This is a genomic window from Endozoicomonas sp. ISHI1, assembly GCF_024606225.1.
In the GTDB taxonomy this organism is placed as follows: domain Bacteria; phylum Pseudomonadota; class Gammaproteobacteria; order Pseudomonadales; family Endozoicomonadaceae; genus Endozoicomonas_A.
The window spans coordinates 1-11,017 of record NZ_JAGRPU010000077.1 but is presented as its reverse complement, the minus strand read 5'-3'; the positions used below and the strand labels follow the sequence as shown (position 1 = coordinate 11,017).

Annotated in this window: 10 protein-coding genes, 2 tRNA genes and 1 rRNA gene; 5 read left to right on the top strand and 8 right to left on the bottom strand. The window is 48.1% G+C overall.

Annotated features, from left to right (window positions below; all coding sequences use genetic code 11):
- Positions 1 to 117 precede the first annotated feature (117 nt).
- Positions 118 to 549, top strand: coding sequence for a hypothetical protein (locus tag KBW69_RS22800; RefSeq protein WP_257282405.1), 432 nt, complete (start codon positions 118 to 120; stop codon positions 547 to 549).
- Here the strand turns inward: KBW69_RS22800 and KBW69_RS22795 are convergent.
- The 5 genes from KBW69_RS22795 to KBW69_RS22775 all read right to left on the bottom strand — a co-directional run bounded on the left by KBW69_RS22795 (position 546) and on the right by KBW69_RS22775 (position 3,172).
- Entirely contained in the window at positions 546 to 959 is a 414-nt protein-coding gene (locus KBW69_RS22795; protein WP_257282404.1) for a hypothetical protein, read from the bottom strand. The genes KBW69_RS22800 and KBW69_RS22795 overlap by 4 nt on opposite strands.
- Before the next feature lie 376 nt (positions 960 to 1,335).
- Positions 1,336 to 1,412, bottom strand: a tRNA-Arg gene (locus KBW69_RS22790).
- 19 nt (positions 1,413 to 1,431) lie between these two features.
- Positions 1,432 to 1,519 (bottom strand) — tRNA-Ser (locus KBW69_RS22785).
- 103 nt (positions 1,520 to 1,622) lie between these two features.
- Positions 1,623 to 2,456, bottom strand: coding sequence for an SDR family oxidoreductase (locus KBW69_RS22780; RefSeq protein ID WP_257275291.1), 834 nt, complete (start codon positions 2,454 to 2,456; stop codon positions 1,623 to 1,625).
- Between the two features lie 206 nt (positions 2,457 to 2,662).
- On the bottom strand, positions 2,663 to 3,172 hold the full coding sequence (locus KBW69_RS22775; RefSeq protein ID WP_257275293.1) for a lactoylglutathione lyase family protein: 510 nt from the start codon (positions 3,170 to 3,172) through the stop codon (positions 2,663 to 2,665).
- Positions 3,173 to 3,271: 99 nt separating this feature from the next.
- Here KBW69_RS22775 and KBW69_RS22770 point away from each other — a divergent pair, with 99 nt between their 5' ends.
- Positions 3,272 to 4,204: a LysR family transcriptional regulator gene (locus KBW69_RS22770; RefSeq protein ID WP_257275294.1), complete on the top strand. Its 933-nt coding sequence runs from the start codon at positions 3,272 to 3,274 to the stop codon at positions 4,202 to 4,204.
- Here KBW69_RS22770 and rmuC read toward each other — a convergent pair.
- Complete coding sequence (rmuC, locus tag KBW69_RS22765; protein WP_257254921.1) at positions 4,174 to 5,664, bottom strand: DNA recombination protein RmuC; 1,491 nt, start codon at positions 5,662 to 5,664, stop codon at positions 4,174 to 4,176. The two genes, KBW69_RS22770 and rmuC, sit on opposite strands and share 31 nt — an antisense overlap.
- A 155-nt stretch (positions 5,665 to 5,819) precedes the next feature.
- On the opposite strand from rmuC, the gene KBW69_RS22760 reads away from it, so the two are divergent.
- From KBW69_RS22760 to ahpF, 3 genes are all read left to right on the top strand, one after another.
- Positions 5,820 to 6,374: a DUF1415 domain-containing protein gene (locus tag KBW69_RS22760; protein ID WP_257275295.1), complete on the top strand. Its 555-nt coding sequence runs from the start codon at positions 5,820 to 5,822 to the stop codon at positions 6,372 to 6,374.
- A 318-nt stretch (positions 6,375 to 6,692) separates the two neighbouring features.
- Complete coding sequence (ahpC, locus tag KBW69_RS22755) at positions 6,693 to 7,256, top strand: alkyl hydroperoxide reductase subunit C (protein ID WP_257254284.1); 564 nt, start codon at positions 6,693 to 6,695, stop codon at positions 7,254 to 7,256.
- A 73-nt stretch (positions 7,257 to 7,329) separates the two neighbouring features.
- The gene (gene ahpF, locus KBW69_RS22750) at positions 7,330 to 8,919 is read left to right on the top strand and encodes an alkyl hydroperoxide reductase subunit F (protein ID WP_257282403.1); all 1,590 of its coding nucleotides are present in this window, start codon (positions 7,330 to 7,332) and stop codon (positions 8,917 to 8,919) included.
- Between the two features lie 115 nt (positions 8,920 to 9,034).
- Here the strand turns inward: ahpF and KBW69_RS22745 are convergent, their stop codons facing one another.
- Entirely contained in the window at positions 9,035 to 10,489 is a 1,455-nt protein-coding gene (locus KBW69_RS22745; protein ID WP_257275297.1) for an NAD-dependent succinate-semialdehyde dehydrogenase, read from the bottom strand.
- A 369-nt stretch (positions 10,490 to 10,858) separates the two neighbouring features.
- Positions 10,859 to 10,974, bottom strand: a 5S ribosomal RNA gene (gene rrf, locus KBW69_RS22740).
- Positions 10,975 to 11,017 lie beyond the last annotated feature (43 nt).

The window sequence follows — 11,017 nt, the reverse complement described above, 5'->3', positions numbered from 1 at the left end:
GCGTGGAACCTGGGTCGATCAAAGAACTTCGTGCACGGGTCATAACCTCTCCTGCCGGAACTAAATAACAGCGACAGGAAAAAACTAGACGAGCTGGCTTGTTTGTCAAATATAAGGGTGTCCTATTATTTAAAAGTAACCGGCAAAGCGACCCGCACCTATCTGGAAGACGAGAACTGCATTCTGGTACACATCCCCATCAAGTTCATCAACCGCAAGAGCAAGAGCCAGATCACCACCCCGGATGGTCGTCCGGCACTGGAAGAGGTCGATCCGGCTTTGAGGAATGCTCTGGTCAGGGCGCACCGATGGTTGAAGGCATTGGAAACAGGGAAAGAACAGCATCTGAAAGTGCTGGCTCAGAAGGAAGGGATTACCAGTGTCAGCTATGCCTCCAGAATCTTACGCCTGACCACCCTGTCGCCAGAGATTCAGGAGGCCATCATTGATGGCAGAAGTTTGGGAGGGCTGACTCTGGCCGACTTTATGAAGCCCTTTCCCCTGCTCTGGTCTGAGCAGAAGAAAGCTTTGGGGATACCGGAATATTAATTCAGGTAAATGGCCGATGCTTCAAAAGCCTCCTCTGGAGTACCCGTCTCTTGCCCTGTACCAAAGTAGCTTGGAGTATATTTTTCATTGCTGTAGGTAAAGAAAGCCATACTCCATTTATCCCCACCGAAATAACGAATCCTGCACAAGTGGGTCGGTGTAGTTCTCAGCCGTTCTATATAATCTTCCCGGCTGATGCCAAACCGTTCTTCATCAAAGCTCTCCGGGACTGAAGGTTCTGTATAAGCATCGATATAGCAGAACTGGCTTTTAAACCGAAAACCCAGCCGGGAAAACTTACCGCTATAGTGCTTATTGGCATAGTCAGTCACCCGCTGCTGAACCTGACTCTTTATTGAGTCTGGAATCTTTGTTCCCCCGTGATGTGGATCAAAATGCCAGGCACACATGATTAAAGTCTCTCAATACAAATGAAGGGAAACAGAGCATAACAAATAAAGAAATCACTTCGCCAAAGTTCGCTGATGGTTCCCTGCGCATACCGCTACAAAAGTGCAAACTAAACAACCGTTTGAATAGCCAAAACCACCGGCAACCAACTGATTATAAAGAGGAAATCAAGTAGCGTACTTCAAAGTGGCCGAAGTACGTTATTTAGAGAAAAGAGAGAAAAAATAGCCCGAAAATGGCCAAAAATTGGCTTTTTTAAGAATTTTTCAAGTACGCAGTTATAAGACAGAGGATGATTATAAAACAGACAGGAAGTCAGAAATAACCACCCCCCATAACGACAAAAAGCCCTATAAAAATAGGGCTTTCTGAAGATGGCGCGCTCGGTAGGATTCGAACCTACGACCGCCTGGTTCGTAGCCAGGTACTCTATCCAGCTGAGCTACGAGCGCGTAATACTCACTTGTTCACTGGCGGTGAGGGAGGGATTCGAACCCTCGATACGTTTCCGTATACACACTTTCCAGGCGTGCTCCTTCGGCCACTCGGACACCTCACCGTTGTCGTTGTTCGCGTCTGTTGTTGCGAACGGAGCCGTACTTTATAGCAGGAGTGTCTGAAAGGCAAAGCCAAAATGCACTTTTTTTCTACTTTTAGGGCAATTACTTAACGGACAAACGGTCAAGCCTGAACTTGCGCCTGAGAATAGCCTCAAACCATGAAACAGGCAGCCATCTTTTCAGCTCTGGCAGCGCCCGACTGCCATTGCCCACTCTTAAAATGCCCCGCTGACTTGACGATTCCAGCCAGGCAGCAATCTCTAAAGCTACTGTCTCGGCAGGGGTCGGTCTGTTCTGAGAAGCACTCGCTCGTGCTCGGACTCCCTCTTCAATTGGAAAATACAGGGAGTCTTCAGTAAACACCCGATCAAGTGCTTCATTGGCATTCTCTGCAAATCGGGATTTGATCGCACCGGGTAATACGGTCAGAACTCTGATGCCAAACGGCTGAAGCTCCATTCTCAAAGCATCGGAAAAGCTATTGAAGGCAGCTTTTGAAGCACAATAAAGCCCTGAGAAAGGCGTAGTGACTTCTCCTGAAATACTGCCAATATTAATGATCGTACCTTCCTTGTTAGCACACATTTCCTTGATGACTTTGTTGGCTAGCAATACCGGAGCAAAGACGTTGGTTTCAAACTGTTGCAGGAGTTCTTCGCGGGGTAATTCAGCCACTGCCCCCATTCCACCATAGCCTGCATTGTTGATTAGGATATCCAATCCGCCATCTTCAGCCTGAATCTCTTTCAATACCCTGTTAACCTGGTCCTCATCAGTGACATCCAGCTCTGCTGTCCTGATTCTTTTTTCTGACAGATGTTTGATTGATTCCAGCTTTCTTGCTGTGGCCCAGACCTTGAACCCCCTCTGGTTCAACTCCAAAGCCAACGCCAGCCCAATGCCGGATGAACAGCCGGTAATCAGCACATTTTTCATTGCTTCACTCCATAAGCCAAGGCTTTGTTGTCTTTAAAACGGGTGACAATCATGCGACAAAAGTCATTTTTGACAAATCATCTATAGTAACTCCAGATTCATGATATTCACTTTTTCAGACCAACCATGAACCGGTAAAAAATAATCTGAACCGTGGTCAGTTTATCCTTTACCGGCTAACGAAATCAGAAGCAGTGAAACAGACTTCAGCTCTTGGTGTAAGCACCAGAAGAATAAATCAGCTCGTAGCTGTGGCTGTAGATTTCCAGAATATTGCCAAACGGGTCTTCCATATAAACCATACGATAAGGCTTTTCATCCGGGTAGTAGTAACGAACTGGCATACGCTGCCTGCCACCTGCGGCAACAATTTTTTCTGCCAGACCTTCAACATCCGGGTCCTGAACACAGAAATGAAAGACACCGGGCTTCCAGTATTCAAAGTTATTGTCACGCTCTTCGTAGTTCTTGAATTCGAACAGCTCTACACCGATTCTGTCACCTGTTGACATATGTGCGATGCGAAATGATCCCCACTCAGGACCAAAAACATCAGTACACATCACACCAATAGCACTGTCATCTTCTACAATCTCTGTGGGCTCCATAATCAGGTACCAGCCCAACACCTCGGTGTAGAACTTAACGGCTTTCTCCAGATCCGGTACTGAGATTCCGATGTGTGAAAAGGTACGAGGGTAAACTGTATTAGACATTGAGCAAACTCCATCCGTTTTTCATCAATGGCAGCAGTTTAAAAAAACCAATCAACAACTTAAAATTATTATTTATAATATATTTAATAATATTTAATTATGGTAAATCCAAGCTGGCTGAGAACCTTCATTACCCTGATCGAGCAGGGTCACTTCACCCGAACGGCAGATCTTCTGGCTATGACCCAACCCGGAGTCAGCCAGCATATTAAGAAACTGGAAACTCATTATCAGACAAGCCTGATCAACCGCCAGGGCAAACACTTTGAACTGACTCCAGCGGGTGAAATGGTATATCGCTTTGCCCTTAAAATACTGGAAGGTGAAGAAAATCTGAGGGAGGCGCTAAACAGGGATGACCCCCATTCCGGCTTATGTCGTCTATCTTCACCCGGAGCCCTGGGTCTGGCTCTTTACCCAAGACTCATCAACGCCCAGAAAAGGAACCCGGGCCTGAAAATATTTTTTGAGATTGCCCCAAACCACCGGATTGAGTCTGAACTGCTAAACAATCGTCTGGACTGTGGCTATATGAGCCAGAAGCCGGAATCCAGCAGCCTGGAGGCTCAATCTGTCATGACCGAAGAAGTCTGTCTGGTCGTACCTGTAAACTTCCAATTTCGGGAATATGAACAGCTCCGGACACTGGGTATGATTCATCACCCGGACGCAGAACATCATGCCAGCCTGTTGCTTGAGGAAAATTTTCCTGGCGTCTTCAGGGGGATTTCTGACTTCCCGGCCAACGGCTACATCAACCAGATTAACCTGATACTCGAGCCTGTAGCGGCAGGATTAGGGTTTACGGTGCTGCCGGTATCAGCTGTCAGATCTTTCGCCTTTCCTGAAAGGATCAAGGTAGTGGGATTGCCTGAGCGCGCTTATGAAACGATCTACCGGGTCTTTAAAAAGCACCGGCTGCTCCCTTCCAGATTCCAGTTTATTCAGGAAACCCTTTTTTCGGATCAAGAGTCGATGCAGAAAACCGATGAATCGTCTTATCAGTCTTCATCATCCTCAATGGATTGCTGATCACACTCGATGGCTATGTCGCTTCCCAAGTCAGCCGTTTCCAGCGTCTGTCTGGGCAGCTCCTTTTTCACTCGCACCCCCAGATTCAAGAACTGATCCGCCTGAGAGATCAGATTCCCCCGACCGTGCTTCAAGGTGCCCATAGCGTCATCGTATGTACCTCTGGCACTGGTCAGTTGCTGATCCAGCTTTTCCATCTTCTCAACAAAAATACGAAGTTTGTCGTACACTTGGCGAGCCTTGTCAGCCAGCTTTCGGGCATTGGCATTCTGTCTTTCTATTGTCCAGAGGTTAGACACTGTTCTGAGTGTGGCCAAAAGTGTGGTGGGTGTTACCACCACAATACGCTTCTCAAAAGCCTCATTGAATAATTGCTGGTCATGCTGGAAGGCCACCATGAAGGCAGGTTCAACCGGCATGAACATAAAGACAAAGTCTGGCGCTTTAACCTCTGGCAGTGAGGGATAATCTTTCTCGTTAAGACTGTGGATGTGGTTCCGTATGCTTTGTATATGTCTCTTCAGAGCGGCTTCACGCTCGGCATCGGTTTCCGCATTGACATAACTCAGGTAGTCCACCAGCGAGACTTTGGAGTCAATAATCAGATGCTTTTGTTCGGGTAGATAGACGATAAAGTCAGGCCGTTTGTTCTGGCCTTCTTCATCCTTGAAATTGGCTTCCCGCTGGTACTCCTGCCCTTTGATCAGGCCACTGCTCTCCAGAATCTTTTCAACTTGCAACTCACCCCAATTACCCTGTAGCTTTTTATCACCTTTCAGAGCTCTGGCAAGGTTGCCTGCTTCATCGGTGATCTTCTGGTTCAGATTATGCAGGGTCTCCAGCTGCTGTTTGAGCGCAGCCCGACCTTCGTTGTCCGCTTTTCTGGCTTCTTCGACCTTGTTTCGAAACTCGCCGAGTTGTTCCTTGAAAGGTTTCAGCAGGTTTTCCAAACCTGCCTGATGCTGTTGTGAAACCGATTGACTCTTGGCTTCCAGAATCTCATTTGCAAGATTACCAAACTCCTCCTTAAGCACTTGTTTATTGTCTTCCAACTGCCGCAATGACTTGTCATTTTGCAACTGTTGCTCTTCAAGCCTGACCTTCAATTCCCGAACCTGCTTTTCTGCAGTAAACCGGGCTTCCTGCTCATCCCGATGTTTTAACAGACCTTCCCTGAGTGACTCTTCTCTTTCCTGAACTCTGTGTTTTTCATTATTCAGCAGGGTTTCCAGTTTTCCTTTTATAATGTGCAGGTCGCGATTATCCCATTGCAGCTTGTCCCTTTCACTGAAAAGCTGATCCTGCTCTGCGACAAGTTCAGAAATTCTGAGCCCCTGCTGATGCATCTGTGCAGTCAGCTTTGCCAATCCGGCAGCCGCTCTTTGTCTGGCAAACAGCCAGGATAATCCGGAACAGATCAAGATCAGGACAATAGCCGCAGCCATTTCAATTGCAGACATGCACGCACTCTCATCAGCACAGGTTACTACTGATGAACATTACGGTATTTTTACTGAAATCAACAGCTCAGTGCTGTTGCCTATCTCTGCCACTTTCGTGCTCCGAAAAGTACTTTCTGCCATACTTGGTGACACATTAACCCGGACTTCCCCCCATGAGTAAAGAGATTAATGCAGTCAGCCAATGGCTTAAAGAGGTCGTGATTGGCCTGGATCTCTGCCCCTTTGCAGCCTGGCCAGAGCAACACAACCAGATTCGAATCACCCTCTCAAGGGATACCACGGAAGACGCTCTGCTGGAGACGTTGCAGTCTGAACTGACACTTGCTGCCGAGACACCTGCCAGTGAACTGGAGACCACCCTGATTGTCATCGCGAACATGCTTGAGGATTTTGACGACTATAACCAGTTTCTGCAGCATGTGGATGCCCTGCTTCGCGGCTTCCATTGGGAAGGTCAGTTCCAGATAGCCAGTTTCCATCCAAATTACTGCTTTGCCGATACTGACCCGGAAGATGATGAAAACCTGACCAACCGTTCCCCCTACCCTCTTCTGCATATTATCCGGGAAGACAGCCTGGAGAAGGCCCTGGCCAGTTACCCGAACCCGGATGGCATTCCCGATAGAAACATTAAACAGATGAATAACCTGACAGCCGATGAGAAACTGAAGCTGTTTCCTTATCTATTTGCCCGCAAAACACGCTAGCGCCATACCCCATATCGTAGTAGCACTAAGCCTGTCGAATTACAGTGCCGTAGCCCTTCAGCAAGCTCAGAAAAACGGACTATGTATATCAGCGCGTAGCTGCACAAAAAGCCTGTTGAGTTTGATACATCTCTATCAAATAAAGCTGCTGCAATGAACAGAAAAATATAACCCGCCACCTGACCAATAGATTAAATCTATTAATAGCATTTGAACGATCAATTATACCAATCAATCAAATCGGCATATTCTTTCCATGTCGCCACCGAAAACGGCTGACTAAAAAACAGAATGATTACCAGCAAGAAGGAATAAACCATGTCCCTCATTAATACACAAATCAAGCCGTTCAAAGCCACTGCTTTTCACAATGGCGACTTCGTTGAAGTGACCGAAGAGAGCCTGAAAGGCAAGTGGTCTGTTGTCTTCTTCTACCCGGCAGACTTCACCTTTGTTTGCCCGACTGAATTGGGTGACCTGGCTGACCACTACGAACAACTTCAAGCTATGGGTGTTGAAGTGTACTCCGTCTCCACAGACACCCACTTCACTCACAAAGCCTGGCACGACAGCTCTGAGACCATTAACAAGATCAAATACCCAATGATCGGCGACCCAACCGGTCAGATCACTCGCAACTTTGAAGTCATGATCGAAGAAGAAGGTCTGGCTCTGCGAGGCACCTTTGTCATGAACCCTGAGGGTGAGATCAAAGTCGTTGAAACTCACGATTCGGGTATTGGCCGTAACGCTGGAGAGCTGGTTCGCAAGATTCAAGCGGCTCAGTTCATCGCAGAGAACCCTGGTCAGGTATGCCCGGCTGCATGGCAACCGGGTGAAGAAACTTTGGCGCCTTCCCTGGACCTGGTCGGCAAAATCTAAACTGTCCGGGCTCCCCGCCATTATTCAACAGCAGAGAGCCTGAACCAAATCGAAAAGATCAAGCGAGTCAATCATGTTAGATGCAAACATCAAAAAGCAATTGGAAGCTTACTTTCAGAACCTGAAAACACCTGTTGAGATCGTTGTGTCTCTTGATGACTCTGCGAAATCACAGGAAATGGCTTCACTTGCTAAAGACCTTGAATCACTCTCCAGCCAAATCACGTTAAGTGAAAGTAACAACGAGCTGGAAAGAAGGCCTTCCATGGCCATTCAAGGCCAGGACAATCGCCCTGCAATCCGCTTTGCCGGGCTGCCTATGGGCCACGAATTTAACTCATTGATACTGGCTATTCTCCAGAGCGGTGGTCATCCAGCCAAGATGGAAGCTGATTTGCTCGAGCAGATCAAACAACTGGAAGGCGAGTTCAATTTTGAAACTTATATCTCCCTGTCCTGCCAGAACTGCCCTGAGGTTGTTCAGGCTCTGAACTTGATGGCCGTCTTGAATCCCGGTATCCGGCACACCATGATCGATGGTGCCTTGTTTCAGGATGAGGTGGATGAAAAGCAGGTCATGGCTGTACCCGCCGTATTTGTTAACGGCCAGCCATTTGGTCATGGTCGTATGAATACCGCCGAAATCGTTGCCAAACTGGACATAAATGCTGAAAAGCGTACGGCTGAAGCCATCAACAAGAAAGATCCTTATGATCTGTTGATTGTCGGTGCCGGTCCGGCGGGTGCGGCCGCCGCTATTTATGCAGCTCGCAAAGGTATTCGTACCGGTCTGGTAGCCGATCGCTTTGGCGGTCAGGTGATGGACACCATGGCCATTGAAAACTTCATCTCCGTTAAGGAAACCGAAGGTCCAAAACTAGTGGCCAATCTGGAACAACACGTGCTCGACTATGACGTAGATGTCATGAGCAACCAACGCGCCAGCGCCCTGATTGAAAATGACCGCGACGCCGGAGAGCTGGTAGAAATCCAACTGGAAAGCGGCGCCAGTCTGAAGAGTAAAACCGTACTGATAGCAACCGGTGCCCGTTGGAGAGAGATGAATGTGCCAGGCGAGCAGGAATACCGGGGGAAAGGGGTAGCCTACTGCCCGCACTGTGACGGACCTCTGTTCAAGGACAAACGTGTTGCTGTGATTGGCGGTGGTAACTCAGGTGTTGAAGCGGCTATTGATTTGGCAGGCATTGTTTCCCACGTCACGCTGATTGAGTTTGACAGCCAGTTAAGAGCTGACGAAGTGCTTCAGCGAAAGCTGCGTTCTTTAAAGAATGTCACCATTATTACCAACGCACTGACGACAGAAGTACTAGGCGACGGTAATAAAGTAAATGGCCTGACCTATAAAGACCGCAATACAGACGACGAAATCAGTTTAGAATTGGAAGGTATTTTTGTTCAGATTGGCCTGGTACCGAATACTGAATTCCTTAAAGAGGCAATGGAGTTAACCCCACGTGGTGAAATTGTAGTTGATAGCCGGGGCGAAACCTCCATCCCAGGTGTTTATGCAGCCGGAGATGTGACAACCGCACCTTACAAGCAAATTATTATTGCTATGGGTAGCGGCGCCAACGCCTCACTGGGTGCTTTTGATTACCTGATCAGAAACAGTTTTGAAGGCGATACCGCTTTAGCTGCCTGATTGATTACGAATCAACCAAGTTAATCACTCTCCGCCAGGTCAGGCTTAAGTCTGACCGCCAACCTGAGACTTCCTGACCTGGCACTTTATTCTTCTCAAATGATTTTGACTACTCTCAGGAAGCGTTGATGCCTCCTAATAGTACATATTTCATTTCCAGATACTCATCCAGACCATACTTTGATCCCTCTCGACCAATACCTGACTCCTTGATGCCTCCAAATGGGGCCACTTCTGTAGATAACACACCCTCATTGACAGCCACCATGCCGTACTCCAGCGCTCCAGCTACCCTGAATACACGACTAAAGTCATTAGTATAAAAGTATGCAGCTAAACCATATTGGGTATCGTTAGCCATTCTGATCACGTCCTCTTCGCACTGAAACCGGAAGACAGGGGCTATGGGGCCAAACACCTCTTCCTGATAGCACTTCATCTCCCTGGAGGCATCCGCCAGAACAGTTGGCTCATAGAACAGACCACCCAGACTATGAGAGCGGCCTCCTGTGAGCAGTCGGCCTTTTTTGGCTAACGCATCATCAACAATACTCCTGATCCTCAGCAGTGCAGCCTCATTGATTAAAGGCCCCTGATTGAAGTCGCCATCAATTGCAGGACCCACCGTAAGTCTGGAAACCGCTTCGGAAAACTTCTCAACAAACTCGTCATAGACACCATCCTGAACAAACAGACGATTCATACAAACACAGGTCTGACCTGAGTTCCGATACTTGGAGGCTATCGCACCCTGAACCGCCTGATCGACATTGGCATCATCAAAAACGATGAAAGGCGCATTGCCACCTAACTCCAGTGAGATTTTTTTAACCGAGCCCGCACATTGCTTCATTAATAGTTTGCCTACAGCAGTCGATCCAGTAAACGACAGTTTCTTTATGACAGGACTGCCCGTTAACTCAGCACCGATTTCTTTGGCATCACCTGTGACAATATTAATAACACCTGCTGGAATACCCGCTCGTTCTGCCAGTTCTACCAGGGCAAGAGCCGACAGAGGCGTCAGCTCCGAAGGCTTGATAATAATGGTACAGCCTGCTGCCAGGGCAGGAGCTACTTTTCGAGCGATCATGGCATTAGGGAAATTCCAGGGCGTTATTGCAGCAACCACGCCGACCGGTTCCCGTGTGACCAGCACTCTCTGGCTGCTTTTGGTAGCAGGAATCAGATCACCATAAGCTCGTTTAGCTTCTTCGGCGTACCACTCTATGAAAGAAGCACCATACCTCACTTCGCCCCTGGACTCTGACAACGGTTTGCCCTGTTCAGTGGTCATCAGCATGGCCAGATCTTCCTGATTCTCCCGGATCAAGGTGTACCACTTGCGGAGTAAACCAGAACGTTCTGCTGCTGTTTTTGCTCGCCATCCTATAAAGGCTTCTTCTGCTGCTTTGATTGCGTTAAGAACATCTGAAGCCGCCAGCATGGGGATATGGGCAATCACCTTACCTGTAGCCGGGTTTTGAACGGGAAGCGTTTCTATGGCGCTGACCCACTTACCATTGATGTAGGCCTGCTGTTTGAAAAGACCGGAGTCGTTCAGTTTCATGGAGAACCCCTTGATAGTGCACGGCTTCAATGAACGAAGAGGCCTGGAGGTTGTTCACAACCTTAAAGTGTTTTGACACCCATGATCTTGAAAATCGAACAGGTCATAGCTGGCACGTTTTACATGCTGGGCATAGGCCATATCAAAAGCGTTCTGAACATCGGCTTCCAAATCGTTCCCGGCGATTTTGTCACATGAACAAGTCTCTCACTACCGTCGATGTGGGCCGCTCAGGGATATTTCTTTTGATGAACTGGAAAATCCGAAGGCATTGGAAGGCAGGATGTCTGAGAACTGCTACTGTTTTTCTTTTTTCCACAAAACAAAAACCCCAGCCGATCACTCAACTGGGGTTTTGCTTTATTCAATGCCTGGCGATGACCTACTCTCACATGGGGAAGCCCCACACTACCATCGGCGATCTGTCGTTTCACTTCCGAGTTCGGGATGGGATCGGGTGGTTCCAACACTCTATGGTCACCAGGCAAAACTGGTCGAGCCGTTGGCTCTTGAGCTGGAAGCTTGAAG